Annotated in this window: 14 protein-coding genes; 9 read left to right on the top strand and 5 right to left on the bottom strand. The window is 70.5% G+C overall.

The window, feature by feature from the left end:
* Window positions 1-138 precede the first annotated feature (138 nt).
* Both ACFU97_RS03990 and ACFU97_RS03985 read right to left on the bottom strand, forming a co-directional pair.
* Window positions 139-1506 carry an ABC1 kinase family protein gene (locus tag ACFU97_RS03990; protein WP_384250510.1) on the bottom strand — a complete coding sequence of 456 codons (1368 nt, stop codon included), beginning with the start codon at window positions 1504-1506 and terminating at the stop codon, window positions 139-141.
* A complete protein-coding gene (locus tag ACFU97_RS03985) occupies window positions 1499-2713 on the bottom strand; it encodes a TOMM precursor leader peptide-binding protein (protein WP_384251109.1) in 1215 nt (404 codons plus the stop codon). Before ACFU97_RS03985 ends, ACFU97_RS03990 begins: the two co-directional genes overlap by 8 nt.
* 274 nt (window positions 2714-2987) lie before the next feature.
* On the opposite strand from ACFU97_RS03985, the gene ACFU97_RS03980 reads away from it, so the two are divergent.
* From ACFU97_RS03980 to ACFU97_RS03965, 4 genes are all read left to right on the top strand, one after another.
* The gene (locus ACFU97_RS03980; RefSeq protein ID WP_384250508.1) at window positions 2988-3584 is read left to right on the top strand and encodes a M48 family metallopeptidase; all 597 of its coding nucleotides are present in this window, start codon (window positions 2988-2990) and stop codon (window positions 3582-3584) included.
* A 123-nt stretch (window positions 3585-3707) separates the two neighbouring features.
* On the top strand, window positions 3708-5387 hold the full coding sequence (locus ACFU97_RS03975; protein ID WP_384250506.1) for a TerD family protein: 1680 nt from the start codon (window positions 3708-3710) through the stop codon (window positions 5385-5387).
* A gap of 11 nt (window positions 5388-5398) precedes the next feature.
* Complete coding sequence (locus ACFU97_RS03970) at window positions 5399-6079, top strand: AIM24 family protein (RefSeq protein ID WP_266684610.1); 681 nt, start codon at window positions 5399-5401, stop codon at window positions 6077-6079.
* An 18-nt stretch (window positions 6080-6097) separates the two neighbouring features.
* A complete protein-coding gene (locus ACFU97_RS03965) occupies window positions 6098-6853 on the top strand; it encodes an AIM24 family protein (protein ID WP_384250503.1) in 756 nt (251 codons plus the stop codon).
* An 86-nt stretch (window positions 6854-6939) separates the two neighbouring features.
* Here ACFU97_RS03965 and ACFU97_RS03960 read toward each other — a convergent pair whose 3' ends face one another.
* Window positions 6940-7461, bottom strand: coding sequence for an NUDIX hydrolase (locus ACFU97_RS03960; protein WP_384250501.1), 522 nt, complete (start codon window positions 7459-7461; stop codon window positions 6940-6942).
* On the bottom strand, window positions 7458-8933 hold the full coding sequence (locus ACFU97_RS03955) for a zinc-dependent metalloprotease (protein WP_384250499.1): 1476 nt from the start codon (window positions 8931-8933) through the stop codon (window positions 7458-7460). Before ACFU97_RS03955 ends, ACFU97_RS03960 begins: the two co-directional genes overlap by 4 nt.
* Window positions 8934-9125: 192 nt before the next feature.
* On the opposite strand from ACFU97_RS03955, the gene ACFU97_RS03950 reads away from it, so the two are divergent.
* From ACFU97_RS03950 to ACFU97_RS03935, 4 genes are all read left to right on the top strand, one after another.
* A complete protein-coding gene (locus ACFU97_RS03950; protein WP_384250496.1) occupies window positions 9126-10238 on the top strand; it encodes an SDR family oxidoreductase in 1113 nt (370 codons plus the stop codon).
* A 151-nt stretch (window positions 10239-10389) separates the two neighbouring features.
* Window positions 10390-10851, top strand: coding sequence for a molybdenum cofactor biosynthesis protein MoaE (locus ACFU97_RS03945; protein ID WP_384250494.1), 462 nt, complete (start codon window positions 10390-10392; stop codon window positions 10849-10851).
* 121 nt (window positions 10852-10972) lie between these two features.
* The gene (locus ACFU97_RS03940; protein ID WP_384250491.1) at window positions 10973-11137 is read left to right on the top strand and encodes a hypothetical protein; all 165 of its coding nucleotides are present in this window, start codon (window positions 10973-10975) and stop codon (window positions 11135-11137) included.
* A gap of 56 nt (window positions 11138-11193) precedes the next feature.
* Window positions 11194-12288 carry a PDZ domain-containing protein gene (locus ACFU97_RS03935; RefSeq protein ID WP_384250490.1) on the top strand — a complete coding sequence of 365 codons (1095 nt, stop codon included), beginning with the start codon at window positions 11194-11196 and terminating at the stop codon, window positions 12286-12288.
* Window positions 12289-12306: 18 nt separating this feature from the next.
* Here ACFU97_RS03935 and ACFU97_RS03930 read toward each other — a convergent pair whose 3' ends face one another.
* Window positions 12307-12849 carry a PPA1309 family protein gene (locus ACFU97_RS03930; RefSeq protein WP_384250488.1) on the bottom strand — a complete coding sequence of 181 codons (543 nt, stop codon included), beginning with the start codon at window positions 12847-12849 and terminating at the stop codon, window positions 12307-12309.
* A 164-nt stretch (window positions 12850-13013) separates the two neighbouring features.
* On the opposite strand from ACFU97_RS03930, the gene ACFU97_RS03925 reads away from it, so the two are divergent.
* On the top strand, window positions 13014-15980 hold the full coding sequence (locus ACFU97_RS03925) for a UPF0182 family protein (RefSeq protein ID WP_384251107.1): 2967 nt from the start codon (window positions 13014-13016) through the stop codon (window positions 15978-15980).
* The last annotated feature ends 3 nt before the right edge of the window (window positions 15981-15983 follow it).

Genomic DNA, 15983 nt, shown 5'->3' with positions numbered 1-15983 from the left:
TGGGCTGGGGCGGGAGGGAGGAAGAAACCCACGCTGGAAAGGGGGGTCCTCCCTTCCGGGGGGGGGGGAGATCTCCTTGGGGGGGCTGCTCTGCCAGAAGGGCCCGCCCCCCGCGGCGTGTTCAGGCGGCGGAGAGCGTCACGCCTCCACGGCCTCGCCCTCGCCCTCGTCCTCCTCCACGAGGAAGCCCGGCAGCCACTCCTCCAGTTCCTCGCGCAGCCGCACCGTCGCACCCAGCTGGCACAGCACGCCGATCGTGCTCAGCGTCACCCGGTGGATCAGCAGATAGGCCGGCGGCAGGTTCAGCTGCTTGCCCAGCTGGTAGGCGGGGGAGCGGACGTCGGCGATACGGGCCGCCTGGCTGCGCATCCAGCCGCGGGTGAAGGTGAACTCGTCGGCCCTGGCCGGTTCGATGATCGGCAGCAGGTAGTCCAGGACGGCGCCCGGGTCCAGCTCTATGGATTCCTTGACAAAGCCCTCCGCGCAGAGGAGTTCGTAGACGGATTCCGCGTCGCCGTCGATCGTCATGCGCAGGGAGTCGCCGATGGGGGTCGGCAGGCCGCCCGGGAGGCGGTCCACCGTGCCGAAGTCCAGGACGCCCAGACGCCAGTCGTCCTCGCCCTCCGGTCCGCCGGGCAGCAGACGGAAGTTGCCCGGGTGCGGGTCGGCGTGCAGCAGTCCGGTGCGGGCCGGGCCCGAGAAGAGGAAGCGGGCCAGGAGCTGACCGGCCCGGTCGCGCTGCTCCGGGGTACCGTCCGCGATGATCTCCGACAACGGGACGCCGTCGATCCACTCGGTGATCAGCACCTGGTCGCACTGGTGGACCACGCCCGGCACCACGACGTCCGGGTCGTCCGCGAACTCCTCGGCGTGAACCTGCTGGGCCTGGGCCTCCAGGCCGTAGTCCAGCTCCTCCGAGACCCGGTCCCTGAGCTCGGCGATCAAGGGCTTGATGTCCATGCCGGGGATGAGCGGGCCCAACAGTCGGGCGAAACGGCTCAATTGGTTCAGGTCGGACAGGAGGGCTTCGCCGGCTCCCGGGTACTGGACCTTGACCGCAACCTCGCGGCCGTCGTGCCACAACCCGCGGTGCACCTGCCCGATCGAGGCCGCCGCGGCGGGCTTGTCCTCGAACTCGAGGAAGAGGTCGCCCCAGTCCTCGCCGAGCCGCTCACCGAGCACCCGGTGCACGGTGCTGGTCGGCATCGGCGGCGCCGCCTCCTGCAGCTTCGTCAGGGCCGCGCGGTAGGGACCGGCGATCTCCTCCGGCAGGGCGGACTCGAAGACGGACAGGGCCTGGCCGAACTTCATGGCGCCACCCTTGAGCTCACCGAGCACCTTGAACAGCTGCTCCGCCGTGCGCTGTTGCAGCTCGCGGCCGACGATCTCCGCGGACTCGCCGACGATCCGCTTGCCGAGTCCCCAGGTCGCCCGCCCGGCGAAGCCGAGCGGCAGCGCGGCGAGCTTGGCGGTCCGGGTGACCGCCTTGCGCGGAAGATCAGACATGCGCCCTCCAAGTCCCTGCCGGCCGCGCCGCTTCTGCCTCACGGCACAACGTCTTCGGCGGCCGTTGCCCCTCCATTGTCCCGTGTGACTCCTCGTCCATTGAGGTGTGTTCTCCCTTACCTTTCTCCGCCGCACCGCAGGAGCATGCAGGATGCGCCCAGACCGGCCGTGCGTGCCAGGTCAGACCCGGGAAGGAGACCTCCCAGCGCGCGCCGGCACTCGTCGGGACCTGGCCGTCCAGGAAGGACAGCGCATGCGCCGCCGCGAACCCCGCGACCGCTGTGGCCAGTGTCACATCGCACGCCCGCGCCGGGCGTGGCGGCCCCGACCGCCACTGTGCCACCAGACGGGGCCAGGCCGGATCCCGGTCGGTGCGCGCCGCGTGCAGACAGCCCGCGCAGCCCGTCTCGCCGGGCAGGACGAGGGGGCCGACGACTCCGGTCGCCTCCACGACACCGGCGTAGAGGTGCGGCGTGCCCGAGGCGATGAGCGGTTCCGCGGTGGACGGCAAAGGAGCGTGCACGGCGACGTCGTCCCGCGGGGCCAGGATCACCAGGGAGAAGCCGGGCTCGCCGTCCGCGAGCGGAGACCCGCGGGTGCGGCGCGGCGGGCGGCAGGGCGCGGACCGGCGCACGGCCTGCCGCGCGGCCTCGTCCCGGCGGTCGCCGACGGACCCGGCCGGCAGGCCGCCCGGTGCCACGTCCTCCGGCTCGACCCGGCCGACGTCCCGCACGTCGACCTCGCCGATCCCCGCGCCCGCCAGCAGCGAGGCCACCGTGGCGCCCACCCGGCCCGCACCCCGCACCTGCACCCGCAGCGAGCGCCGCGCCGCCAGCCGCCGCATCGGCTCACCGGGACCGGTGGTCACCAGCGACAGCGAGGCGAGGTCCGGGCGCAGCCGGGCCATGGTCTCCTTCTTGCCACGCAGCTCGTCGGCGTCCGGCCCGCCGCCCTTGGCGTCGTCCAGGAGTCCTGCCCGGGCCAGCCGCTGCACCAGCGCGTCGACATGGCCGTCCGGAAGGTCCATCCGGCGTCCCTCCTCGCGCAGGAGGCGCAGCCCGCGGGTGCCGTTGAGCAGGTCGAGAAAGCTGCCCGTCGCCGTGTCCATCGGGCCGAGCGTCAGCGCGTGCGCCGGGGCCATCCCGAACTGCACGGTGTTGAGGTCGCGCCAGCCGCGCCGGAGCGCGGGCTTCATCGCCGGAGCAATCGGAGCAACCGAAGCAACCGGAATCTCAGCATCCATCACATCCATGACAGGCCCCCGTAAGCCCTCGTCGAACGTCTCCGTCCGCCATCCCGTCCGCGGAGCCTGGTCGTGGCGTCCCCGGCGAGAACCAGCATGCCCAAACCGGCCGACAGCCGTCGAAAGTTGTCCACAACCTGCGAGCATTCGTCGTACAAATCAAACGCCTGGTGGGCGATCGGCACGGAACCGTCCCGGAGTCGGGACTTCCCCCATGTGCAACAGGTAACGTCGGGGCGTGCCCGCCGACCCACTGCACAGCGCCGGAACGCCACAGCGCAGTACGACGAGCCAGCCGCCGAGCGGCTCGGGGGCGAGCGCGATCGAGGTCCGCAGGAGCTCCCGTCGACGCAGGACGGTCTCCGCGTACCGCGAGGGCGATCGCACCGTCGTACTCATCCCTGCCCGGATGTCCGAGGCGGAGGAGCAGCGCTGGGTGACCGTCATGCTCGACAAGCTGGCCGCCCAGGAGAGCAAACGGCTCCTGGGCGACGACGAGCTGGCCGAGCGCGCCGAGCGGCTGTCGGCCCAGTACTTCGACGGACGCGCGCGGCCCACCTCGGTGCGCTGGGTCACCAACCAGAACACGCGCTGGGGCTCGTGCACCCCGTCGGAGGGCAGCATCCGGCTCTCGCACCGACTGCAGGGCATGCCCGAGTACGTCGTCGACTACGTGCTCGTCCACGAGCTGGCGCATCTGCTGGTCCCCGGGCACGGGCCCCGCTTCTGGCGCCTGCTGGAGGCCTATCCGCGCACCGAGCGGGCCCGGGGATACCTCGAAGGCGTGGTCGCCGCCGAACGCCTGCCGCATCTGCCGGGCGCCCGCGGGGAGTGAGGGCCGCTCCCGCGAGGGGGCTGCCGTTGTGTACCGGGTCTGTACCGACTTCATCCGGTGTCCGAGTTTGCCGTTAGCCTGGCGCGACGCACTCGCATTCGGGATGGGGGACGGTCGTTACGCATGGCCAGGGAATTCCAACGCGGCCACAAGGCCAAGATCAGTGACCTCACCGCGGGCACGGATCTGTACGTAGGCGTGCAGATCAGCGGCCCCGGACTGACCTTCGACATCAGCTGCTTCGGTCTCGACGCCGACGAACGGCTCTCCGACGACCGTTACTTCGTCTTCTTCAACCAGCCGAAGTCGCCCGAGGAGTCGATCCAGCTCCTGGGTGCGCAGGCCGGGGACACGGAGTCCTTCCGGATCACGCTCGACAGGATCCCGGCGCAGATCCAGAAGCTGTCGTTCACGGCGACCCTCGACGGCGCCGGGCAGATGTCGCAGATCGCCCCCGGATACATCCGCATCGTCGCGGGCGGCGAGGAAGTGGCCCGGTACTCCTTCAACGGCTCGGAGTTCTCCACCGAACGTGCCGTGATGCTGGGCGACTTCTACCTGAAGGACGTGTGGCGCTTCGCCGCCGTAGGACAGGGCTTCGACGGCGGCCTCGAGGCGCTGCTGAAGAACTTCGGCGGCGAGGTCGCCGAGGAGGAGCAGCCCGCGGCGCCCGCCCCGCAGCAGGCGCAGAGCGGTGGCGCCCCCAGCTTCGCCCCGCCCGCCTTCGGCGCACCGTCCGCCCCGGCCGCTCCGGCCCCCGCCCCCCAGGGCTTCGCGCCGCCCCCGGGACACACCCCGCCTCCGGCGCCGGCGCCCGCCGCGGCCCCGAACGTCCACGCCGCACCCACGATCATCGCGCCGATGACCCCGCCCGGCGGCGCCCCGGTGCCGCCTCCCGGCCCGGCGCCCACCCCGTACGGCCAGCCGCCCCAGCAGCAGCCCTACGGCCAGCCCGGGGCCCCGACCGCCCCGCCGCCGCCCGGCTACGGCCAGCCCCAGGCACCGCAGGCGCCCCAGGCCCCGACGCCGCCGCCCGGCTACGGCCAGCCCACTCCGCCGCCCGGATACGGCCAGCAGCCGCCCTTCGGGCAGGTCCCCGCGCAGCAGGGGTACGGCGTTCCGCAGGGCGTCCCCCAGGGCGGCGCCGGAGTGACCGCGGCGCTGTCGCGGTTCAAGGAGACGCCCACCGGGCAGCGCTGGACGCAGCAGAACAAGAAGCTCATCCGCGTCGACCTCGGTATCGGCGGGCAGCCGGTGCTCGCCCGGCAGGGCAGCATGGTGCTCTACCAGGGCAAGGTCGACTTCGGCTACAAGGGCGCAGGGTTCGCCGGCCGCATCGTCGGCAACGCCACCGGCCAGGAGATGCAGCTGATGCGCTGCACCGGCCAGGGCCAGGTGTTCCTCGCCGAGAGCTCCACGCACCTGCACCCCATCGAGCTCCAGGGCGACGCGATCTGCGTCTCCGCGGAGAACGTCCTCGCCTTCGACGAGAGCCTGCAGTACGAGGTCCGCCGGATCGAGGGACACGGCATCCCCGGGGGCGCGCTGTTCACGATGCAGTTCCAGGGGACGGGCACGATCGTCGTCAAGACGCACGGCACGCCCGTGGTCCTGCCGGTCACGCCGACCACCTTCGCCGACTGCAACGCCGTCGTGGCCTGGTCCGCGGCCGCCCAGGTGATCGTCTCCAGCCAGGTCCGCATGCGCCGCAACGCCTACCCGGGCGACACCGGAGAGAGCGTCAACCTCCAGTTCCGGGCCGCCCCCGGCAACTTCGTCGTCGTCCAGCCCTACGAGGTCTGAGGGAGCCCGTCATGAACCAGCCGCTCGCGGGCTACGCCCCCGCACCCGTCACCGCGCGCATGGAGAACCACGGCAACAACATGCTGAAGGTCGCCATGCAGACCGGGAACGACCTCCTCGCGCGCGTGGGGTCGATGGTCGCCTATGAAGGCTTCATCCAGTACGAGCCCAACCCGCCGGCCGTGCGCCAGATCGCCCGCGACTGGATCACCGGCGAGGGCGCGCCCCTGATGAAGTGCTCCGGCGACGGACTGCTCTACCTCGCCGACTACGGCGCCGACGTCGTCGTGGTGAACCTCAACGGCGACGGCATCTCCGTCAACGCCACCAACCTGCTCGCCTTCGACGCGTCCCTCAGCTGGGGCGTCGAGCGGGTCAAGGGGCTCGCCAAGTTCGCCGGCCAGGGCCTGTGGAACACCAAGATCTCGGGGCAGGGCTGGGTCGCGCTGACCTCCCGGGGCAAGCCGATCGTCGTCGACTGCGGCGGCGGCGAGGACGAGACCTACGTCGACCCGGACGCGCTGGTCGCCTGGTCCCCGAACCTCAAGGTGAAGGGCAAGCGCAGCTTCAAGGCGCAGTCGCTGATCGGCCGCGGCAGCGGCGAGGCCTACCAGATGGCCTTCTCCGGTCAGGGCATCGTCGTCGTCCAGCCGAGCGAGGACAGCACCGACCGCCTGCGGTTCCGGGGCTGAGGGGGAGCGAGAAACACCATGCAGAGTCCGCTTTTCGCCTTCAACGACTCGCAGTCCCAGGACCGCTACAGCCTGCAGAACAAGCAGATGCTGCGCGTCAACCTGCAGGGCCAGGACGACATCCTGGCCCGCAAGGGCACCATGGTCGCCTACCAGGGGCTCGTCGAGTTCGATGCCGAGTACCAGAGCAGCCGGCAGGCGTACGCGCGTGCGGCCACCGGCGAGGGCCTCAGCCTGATGCGCTGCCACGGCCAGGGCACGGTCTTCTTCGCCAACCTCGCCCAGCACATCCATGTGGTGGAGGTGGAGCAGGACGGCCTCACGGTCGACAGCAGCTACGTCCTCGCGATGGACTCCTCGCTGCACCACGAGGTCATCGCCGTCGACAGCCAGTACGGCATCTCCGGCTCCGGGAAGTACCAGCTCAACATCACCGGCCGCGGCCAGGTCGCCCTGATGACCTCCGGTGCGCCGCTGATGATGCAGGTGACGCCCGACAAGTACGTCAACTGCGACGCCGACGCGATCGTCGCCTGGTCCACGGGCCTGCGGGTGCAGATGCAGGCCCAGACGCACTCCTCCGGGGTGTGGCGGCGCCGCGGCAACACCGGTGAGGGCTGGGAGCTCAGTTTCATGGGCAGCGGCTTCGCGCTCGTCCAGCCGAGTGAACTGCTGCCGCCGCAGAACGCCCAGATCGGGTCCGGCCTCGCCGCGCAGTACGGCATGGGACAGCACGGAGCGCGGGCGCAGAACCAGGGCAACGTCTGGAGCTGAGCGTCCGGAAAGCAGACGTAAGGGGCGCCCGCAGATGCGGGCGCCCCTTACACGTGGCCGAGGCCCACAGCACACGCGGCCGGCGTTCACAGCCTGGCGCGCGTCGCCTCCAGCAGGCGTACGACCGACTCGTCCGCGACGTCCGCCACCTCGTCGTAGGCGAACCAGCGCAGGTCGAGCGACTCGTCGCTGATCTCCTGGACCGCGTCCGGCGGCGCCACGACCGCGTACTGCACGTCGAAGTGCCAGTGGCAGGGCGCCGGGATGGGATGGCGGTCGAGGCGGACCGGGCCGCCCGGCAGCAGTGCCAGGCCGGTGATCCCGGACTCCTCGGTGGCCTCGCGCAGGGCCGCCGCCGCGAGGGAGGCGTCCTCCGGCTCGCAGTGGCCGCCCATCTGGAGCCACATCCGCAGCTTCCTGTGCAGGGTCAGCAGGACCCGTCCCCGCTCCGGGTCGACCACCAGGGCGCTCGCCGTGATGTGTCCCGCGTGGCACGCCTTCCAGAGTCCGTCCGGATGGGCCGACAGATGGTCCAGGTACGCCTGGCGGAGCCCTCCCTGGTCCTCGTACCCCTTCAGGACGAGGACCGTGTCGTCGTACAGGCTCACTCGGTGCCGTCGCCCTTGCCGTCGTCGTCCTTGGTCTCGCCCCTGGTGTCGTCCTTGGGCTCGTCCTTGCTGAGGTCCGGCTTCTGGGCCGAGCCGCCGGCCGCCTCGCCGAGGATCTTGTCGAGCTCGGAGAAGTCGAGCTGCTCGCGGTGCACGAAGCCGTCCGGGTCGTCCAGGTCGGAGGCCGTAGGCAGCATGTCCGGGTGGGCCCACAGGGCGTCCCGGCCGTCGACACCGCGCGCGTCCGTGAGCGAGGCCCACAGACGGGAGGCGTCCCGCAGGCGGCGCGGGCGCAGCTCCAGGCCGATCAGCGTGGCGAACGTCTGCTCGGCCGGACCACCCGTCGCACGGCGGCGGCGCAGGGTCTCGCGTAGCGCGTCGGCGGACGACAGGCGCGGCTTCGCGGCCGCGTGGACCACCGCGTCCACCCAGCCCTCGACGAGGGCCAGAGCCGTCTCCAGACGGGCCAGGGCGGCCTTCTGCTCCGGGGTGTCCTCCGGCTGGAACATGCCCTGCTGGAGAGCGTCCTGCAGCTGCTCGGGGTTCTGCGGGTCGAACTGGCCGACCACGTCCTCCAGCTTGGCGGTGTCGACCTTGATCCCGCGCGCGTACCCGTCGACCGCGCCGAACAGGTGGGAGCGCAGCCACGGCACGTGCGCGAAGAGGCGCTGGTGGGCCGCCTCGCGCAGGGCGAGGTACAGCTGCACCTCCTCCTTCGGCACGCCCAGGTCCTTGCCGAAGGCCTCGACGTTCAGCGGCAGCAGGGCGGCCTTTCCGGCCGGGCCGAGCGGCAGTCCGATGTCGGTCGAGCCGACGACCTCGCCCGCGAGCACGCCGACGGCCTGCCCGATCTGCGTGCCGAACATGGCGCCGCCCATGGAGCGCATCATGCCGATCAGCGGGCCCGCCATGGCCTGCATCTCCTCCGGCAGGACGTCGCCCATCGCGGCGCCGACGCGCTCGGCGACCGGGTCGACGAGCTCCTGCCACGCGGGCAGGGTCGCCTCGACCCACTCCGCGCGGGACCAGGCCACCGCGGTGTTGGCGCCGGACGGCAGCGACGTCGCGTCGTCCAGCCACAGGTCGGCCAGGCGCACGGCCTCCTGGACCGCATTGCGCTCGGCGGGGCCGACGCTCGCGTCCTTGGTGCCGTCGGAGGTGCCCTGGGAGACCGTCTGCCGGGCGATCTGCTTGGCCATGTCCCAGTTCACCGGGCCGCCCTCGTACGAGAGCATCTGGCCCAGCTGCTGGAAGGCGGCGCCCAGGTCGTTGGGGTTCAGGGAGCCGAACATGGCAGCGAGCGGATTGTCCGCGCCGGGTCCGCCGAAGCCGCCGGCGCCGGGCAGCCCGCCAAAGCCGAACGGGTTGGCCGGGCCCTGACCACCACCGCTCTCCTGATCCTTCTTCTTGCCCTCGTCGCCGTCTTCCGGCTCCTCCGGCGGAAGGCCGAATCCGAATGGGGTGTCACTCACGGGATTCCTCGGCTGGTAAGGCCGCCGGTTGTCTCCGACGGCACGACTGCCCGATAACACCACCCAGCGTAGACACCATGGGCGGTTCGGGCCTCGGTGCTTCGCCGACTCTTGGCCTGCGGCAGGATGGATGCCACCTGGTACGGACGCGTCACTCGCGTTCTTACTGAAGACAACCGCTGGAGACGCCCGGTGAGTTCCCCAGATCCTCAGGTTCGCGCAGCGCGAAACGAGTCAACCCCGCCGACGGTGCGCGGGCCCGTCGTCGCGGTCACCGGAGCCGCGTCCGGCATCGGCGCCCTGCTCACCGAACGCCTGGCCGCCTCGGACGAGATCAAGCAGGTCATCGCCATCGACGAGCGGCGCGGCGAGTGCGAGGCGGCGCTGTGGCACATCCTGGACGTGCGGGATCCGGCCATCGCGGACAAGCTGCGGGGCGCGGACGTGGTGGTGCACCTGGCGCTCGACCTGGATCTGGAGACCGACCCCGCCGCCCGTACGGCCTACAACGTGCGCGGCACGCAGACCGTGCTGACCGCCGCGGCCGCGGCCGGCATCCACCGGGTGGTCCTGTGCACCTCCGCGATGGTCTACGGCGCGCTGCCGGACAACGAGCTGCCGCTGTCCGAGGACGCCGAGCTGCGGGCCACGGCCGAGGCCACCGGTGTCGGTGACCTGCTGGAGATCGAGCGGCTCGCGCGGCGCGCCCCGCGCGCGCACCCGGGGCTCAACGTCAGCGTCGTGCGGCCCGCGGTGCTGGTCGGCGGCACGGACACCGCGCTGACCAGGTACTTCGAGTCGCCCCGGCTGCTCGTGGTCGCCGACTCGCGGCCCGCCTGGCAGTTCTGCCACGTCGAGGACCTGTGCAGCGCCCTGGAGTACGTCGTCCTGGAGAAGGCCGAGGGGGAGCTCGCGGTCGGCTGCGACGGATGGCTGGAGCAGGAGGAGGTCGAGGAGCTCAGCGGGATCCGGCGGATGGAGCTGCCGTCCGCGGTGGCCCTGGGCGCGGCCGCCCGGCTGCACCGGATCGGGCTGACGCCGTCCCCGGCCGGCGACCTGGCGTACACGATGTACCCCTGGGTCGTGAGCGGAAGCCGGCTGCACGACGCGGGCTGGCGCCCCCGGTGGACCAACGAGGAAGTGCTCGCGGAGCTCCTGGCGGAGGTCTCCGGGCGGCGCACCGTCGCCGGACGCCGCCTGGGCCGCAAGGACGCGACGGCGGCGGGCGCGGCGGGCGCGACGGTGGCCCTGCTGGGCGCGGCGGCGGTGGTACGCCGGGCGCGCAAGGCACGGCGCCGCATCTGAGGGACGGCCGCACTCACCAGGCCGCTTCCGCGGAGAGGACGCCAGGCGCCGTGGAAGGCACCGGCTTCGTAGAAGACTCCAAGCCCCCACGCGCGCGTGCCGGGTGAAACGTCTATTCCGTGTCGTCAGGGGCGTGCGGCACGATAGGGGTATGGCACCCACGATCGATCATCCCGGCGAGCGCGCCGCGCAGGATCCCGTCAAGCTGATCGCCGTCCGGGAGACCGCGCTGTATCTGGACGAGGTCTTCCGGGCCGTCGGGGACGAGGCGGCCGGCGGGATCGCCCTGTTCGTGGGCACCGTGCGCAACCACGACGGGGGCGCGGACGTCGATCAGCTCGGCTATTCGTGCCACCCCAGTGCCGAGGCCGAGATGCGGCGGATCGCCGAGAAGGTCGTCGCCGAGTACCCGGTCCGGGCGCTGGCCGCCGTGCACCGGGTCGGCGATCTCGGCGTGGGGGATCTCGCCGTCGTCGTCGCCGTGTCGTGCCCGCACCGGGACGAGGCCTTCGAGGCCTGCCGGAAGCTGATCGACGACCTCAAGCACGAGGTGCCCATCTGGAAGCACCAGACCTTCTCCGACGGTACGGAGGAGTGGGTCGGGGCCTGCTGAACACCCCTGTGCCGTCCTCGGGTTGCGTAACCGCACCCCTGCCGTGAGCGTTGTCAGTGCGGATGGTTAATCTGCTGATCAGTCAGTTCGCGCGGTCGCTCACCGGGGTTGGGAGGTCGGCATGGGTGCGCTTCTGTGGTTGCTCATTCCGCTCGTCGCTGCGATCGGGGCCGGGCTGTGGGGCAGCTGGGCCGGCCGGACGCGCAAGCAGCGCAGCGACGGTCCCGAGCTCACCGGGTACGCCCGTTTCCGCGAGGCCATGGAGCGCTCCGACTCCGGTACGTGAGACGACAGTGGTGGGGCTGACGGTCCGCTGACAGGGCCGTCCCGTACTGTCTTGGCATGCCACGCCGCACCGCGACGATGCTCGCCTCCACCCTGATGCTGATCGCGCTCCTGTGCGCGGGAGTGTTCATCCCCGTGCCGTACTCGGAGATGTCCCCGGGACCCACGGTGAACACGCTCGGGAACCACGACGGCGAGCCGGTGCTGCAGATCTCCGGGCGCAAGACCTACGCGACCAGCGGGCACCTGAACATGACCACCGTGCGGGTCACCAGCGCCGACTACCGGATGAACCTCGTCGAGGCGGTCTACGGCTGGCTCGCCCACGACAGCAAGGTCGTCCCGCACGACACGCTGTACCCGGACGGCAAGACCGAGCAGCAGTCGACGCAGGAGAACGCCGAGGAGTTCAGCCAGTCCCAGGAGAGCGCCAAGGTCGCCGCCCTGAAGGAACTGCACATCCCGGTCAAGACCTGGGTGATCGTCTCGACGGTGGTCAAGGGCTCGCCGGCCCAGGGCAAGCTGCACGCCGGCGACGTGATCAAGGCCGTGGACGGCACGGCCGTGAAGCAGCCTGAGGACGTCGCCAAGCTGGTGACCAGGCACAAGCCCGGCCAGGACGTCGTGTTCACGATCGTGCCCGCCAAGGCGCAGGCCGCCGCCGAGAAGCAGAACAGGACGGCGACCAGCACGCAGAAGATCACGATCACGACCACGACCTCCGACGACAAGGGCGAGAAGCGCGCCATCGTCGGGATCTCGGCCGGGACGGACCACACGTTCCCGTTCAGCATCGACATCAAGCTCGCCGACGTCGGCGGGCCGAGCGCCGGCCTGATGTTCTCGCTCGGCCTCTACGACAAGCTCACGCCCGGCAGCCTGACCGGCGGCAAGTTCGTGGCCGGCACCGGGACGATCGACGACGACGGCAAGGTCGGCCCGATCGGCGGCATCCAGATGAAGACGGTCGGCGCGCGCAACAAGGGAGCCCAGTACTTCCTGACGCCGGCCGACAACTGCTCGGCCGCCGCCAAGGACACCCCCAGCGGGCTCACCCTGATCAAGGTGAAGACCATGGACGACGCCCTCGGCGCGCTGAAGGACCTCCGCGAGGGCACGACGTCCGACCTGCCGACGTGCACGGTCAAGTAGGACGGACGCCGGGGCCGGCTACTCCTCGAAGGTCGCGGCCAGGGCCTGCGCCAGCCCCGGCACCAGCTCGGAGCCGGTGAGGACCTCCGTCGGCGCGTCCTTCTCGCGCAGGCGCAGGGCCGAGTCGCGGGCGCCGTCGCGCAGCACCGCGACCGTCATGCGGACCTCCTGGCGCTCCGGGTGGTCGGCCACCCACTTCGCCAGGCCGGCCTCATCGAGGTTCTCGGGGACCTGGGCCTCGGCGGACGGCGGCAGCATCAGCCGCTCCACGGTGAGCGCGCAGCCGGCCACCGCGTCGGGCCAGGCGATGGTGGCGAGGAACTCGTCCAGCGGCTTCCCGGCCGGGATCTCGTCCTGCTCGATCGGGGTGAGGCCCCCGGTCTCGGCGCTGTCGTCCAGCCCGAGCTGGGCCGCGAGGGCGGGTTCCTGGGACCGCAGCCGGGCGGTGTCTACGAGGGCGAAGAGGCGGGCGGGCTGGTCCCAGCCGAGGCCGGAGGCGTACTCGTCGATCTCGAGCACGGCCCGGGTGAGCGGGTTCGCTGCCATGGGAGTGTTGGACATGGTCACAATCCTGCCTCGTTCATGGCCGGAATCGGGAACCGAGTAAACGGTGAGTAAGTTGCATAGGTGTGGGCCCACGATCACGGGGGGCCACGGCAGACCCGTGAAGACGCGGGCCTGACGTATCGACAGCGAACTTCGAGGTGCGCACCTTGGCTTTCCAGATGCCGGACCGCGGCGGAGGCCCCACGGGGCCGCGGATCAGAGTGGGCCGCCCGTCCCGGCGTGTCCGGACCCTGCTCATGACCCTGGGCGTCCTGGCCGTCCTCGGCATGGCGTTCACCATGTTCGCGGGGTTCTGGACCGAATGGCTCTGGTATCGCTCCGTGCAGTACTCGTCCGTCTTCACCACCACGCTGTGGACGAAGATCGGGCTGTTCTTCGTCTTCGGTCTGCTGATGGCCCTGGCGGTCGGCTTCAACATCTGGCTGGCGCACCGCATGCGGCCCCCGCTGAGCGCGATGTCGATGGAGCAGCAGAGCCTCGACCGCTACCGGATGGGCATCGCGCCGTACAAGACCTGGCTGCTGCTCGGGATCACCGCCCTGGTGGGACTGATCGCCGGTGCCTCGGCATCGAGCCAGTGGCGCACCTGGCTGATGTGGGTCAACGGCGTGCCCTTCCACCAGAAGGACCCGCAGTTCCACCTCGACGTCTCGTTCTACGCCTTCGACCTGCCCTGGTACCGCTTCCTGCTGGGCTTCGGCTTCGCGGCGGCCATCCTGTCCCTGATCGCCGCCGCGCTCACGCACTACCTGTACGGCGGGCTCAGGATCACCTCGCCGGGCGCGCGGGCCACCGGGGCCGCCACAGGGCATCTGTCGGTGCTGATCGGCTTCTTCGTCGCCCTGAAGGCGGTCGCGTACTGGCTCGACCGGTACGGCCTCGCGGTGAAGTCCAGCGACTTCAAGGCGACGGACAACTGGACGGGCCTGCGGTACGTCGACGCCAACGCCTACCTGCCGGCGAAGACGATCCTGTTCTGCATCGCCGTCATCTGCGCGCTGCTGTTCTTCGCGACCCTGTGGCGGCGCACCTGGCAGCTGCCCGTCATCGGCTTCGGCCTGATGGTGCTCTCGGCGATCCTCATCGGCGGGCTCTACCCGGCGATCGTCCAGAAGTTCCAGGTCCAGCCCAACGAGCAGGCCAAGGAAGCGCCGTACGTCGAGAAGAACCTCAAGGCGACGCGTGAGGCGTACGGCATCGACGGCGCCAAGGTCTCGGACTACTCGGGCACCAGCAAGACCAAGGACAAGTCCACGCTGCGCGACGACGTCGACACCACGGCGAGCATCCGCATCCTGGACCCGAACATCGTCTCGCCCACGTTCCAGCAGCTCCAGCAGATCAGGAACTACTACGCGTTCCCGACCAATCTGGACGTCGACCGGTACACCAAGGACGGCAAGGACCAGGACACGGTCATCGGTCTGCGCGAGCTGAACCTCAACGGCATCCCGAAGAACAACTGGATCAACGACCACTTCCGCTACACCCACGGCTACGGTGTGGTCGCCGCCAAGGGCACCGCCGCCGACGCCAACGGCCAGCCGGTCTTCACCGAGTACGACCTGCCCTCCAGGGGCACCCTGGGGACGTACGAGCAGCAGGTCTACTACGGCGAGAAGACCACCACCTACTCGATCGTCGGCGGTCCCCAGAAGGAGATCGACTACTCCGACGACAGTGGTGAGAAGACCACCAGCTACAAGGGCAAGAGCGGAGTCAACCTCGCCAACCCGATCAACCGGGCGGCGTACGCGGTCGCGTTCAACGAGCCGCAGATCCTCTACTCCGGAGCCATCGGCGAGGGTTCGCGGATCCTGTACAACCGCACGCCGAAGGAGCGCGTCGAGGCGGTGGCGCCCTGGCTGACCATCGACGGCGACGCCTATCCGGCGGTGGTCAACCACCGCATCCAGTGGATCGTCGACGCGTACACGACGACGAACGGCTATCCGTACGCGTCCCGTACGACCCTCGGTGACACGACGGCCGACTCGCTGACCGCGACCAACAACTCGCGCGCGGTGGTGGCCCAGCAGAACCAGGTCAACTACATCCGCAACTCGGTGAAGGCGACGGTCGACGCGTACACCGGCGAGGTCAAGCTCTACCAGTGGGACACCAAGGACCCGGTGCTCAAGACCTGGATGAAGGCCTTCCCGGACACGGTGAAGCCGAGGACCGCGATCTCGCCCGACCTGATGGCCCATCTGCGGTACCCGCAGGACCTGTTCAAGGTCCAGCGCGAGCTGCTGACGCGCTACCACGTCACCAACCCGACGACGTTCCTCAGCGGCAGCGAGGTCTGGCAGGTCCCGGACGACCCGACCAACAAGTCGGGCAGCGCGGTGCCGCCGTACTACCTGAGCATGAAGATGCCGGACCAGTCGTCGCAGGCGTTCTCACTGACGACGACGTTCACGCCCAACGGCCGTGACAACCTCAGTGCGTTCATGTCGATCGACGCCGAGGCGGGCAGTACCGACTACGGCAAGATCAGAATCCTGAAACTGCCGACGAGTACGACGGTCGACGGACCCAAACAGGTCCAGAGCCAGTTCAACTCCGAACAGGACATCGCCGAGTCCATCAAGCTCCTCAAGGGCGGCGATTCCGACATCGAGTACGGCAACCTGCTGACGGTGCCGCTCGACGGAGGACTGCTCTATGTGGAGCCGGTCTACGTACGCGGTGGTGGACTGAAGTACCCCCTGCTGCGCAAGGTGCTGGTCAGCTACGGCGACAAGACCGCCTTCGAGAACACCCTCGACGAGGCCCTCAACAAGGTCTTCGGGGCGGAGAGTTCGACCCCGCCGCCGTCGGACCAGGGGAACAACCCGCCACCGACGTCCGGCAACCCGACGGTCCAGGAGGCGCTGAACGACGCCCAGAAGGCGTTCGACGCCGGCCAGGAGGCCCTGAAGAAGGGCGACTGGCAGGCGTACGGCAAGGCGCAGAAGGACCTGGAGGACGCGCTGCAGCGGGCCGAGGACGCGCAGGCCAAGGCCGACAAGACAAGTGGTGGCAGCGGCGGCAGCAGCGCCAAGCCCACCTCCGGGGCGAAGCCCAGCAGCAGTGCCAAGCCGAGCGGCAGTCCCAGTCCGAACGGCTCCGCACGGGGGTAGCGG

The organism is Streptomyces sp. NPDC057616 (assembly GCF_042800575.1).
Classification (GTDB): domain Bacteria; phylum Actinomycetota; class Actinomycetes; order Streptomycetales; family Streptomycetaceae; genus Streptomyces.
This window is presented reverse-complemented; position numbering and strand designations above follow the sequence as displayed.

What these genes read in the sequence shown, in the direction of transcription:
- ACFU97_RS03935 (WP_384250490.1), top strand. Translation starts at nt 11,194, where the DNA reads ATGCCACGCCGCACCGCGACGATGCTCGCCTCCACCCTGATGCTGATC.
- ACFU97_RS03965 (WP_384250503.1), top strand. Translation starts at nt 6,098, where the DNA reads ATGCAGAGTCCGCTTTTCGCCTTCAACGACTCGCAGTCCCAGGACCGC.
- ACFU97_RS03970 (WP_266684610.1), top strand. Translation starts at nt 5,399, where the DNA reads ATGAACCAGCCGCTCGCGGGCTACGCCCCCGCACCCGTCACCGCGCGC.
- ACFU97_RS03945 (WP_384250494.1), top strand. Translation starts at nt 10,390, where the DNA reads ATGGCACCCACGATCGATCATCCCGGCGAGCGCGCCGCGCAGGATCCC.
- ACFU97_RS03975 (WP_384250506.1), top strand. Translation starts at nt 3,708, where the DNA reads ATGGCCAGGGAATTCCAACGCGGCCACAAGGCCAAGATCAGTGACCTC.
- ACFU97_RS03990 (WP_384250510.1), bottom strand. Translation starts at nt 1,506, where the DNA reads ATGTCTGATCTTCCGCGCAAGGCGGTCACCCGGACCGCCAAGCTCGCC.
- ACFU97_RS03940 (WP_384250491.1), top strand. Translation starts at nt 10,973, where the DNA reads ATGGGTGCGCTTCTGTGGTTGCTCATTCCGCTCGTCGCTGCGATCGGG.
- ACFU97_RS03930 (WP_384250488.1), bottom strand. Translation starts at nt 12,849, where the DNA reads ATGTCCAACACTCCCATGGCAGCGAACCCGCTCACCCGGGCCGTGCTC.
- ACFU97_RS03925 (WP_384251107.1), top strand. Translation starts at nt 13,014, where the DNA reads ATGCCGGACCGCGGCGGAGGCCCCACGGGGCCGCGGATCAGAGTGGGC.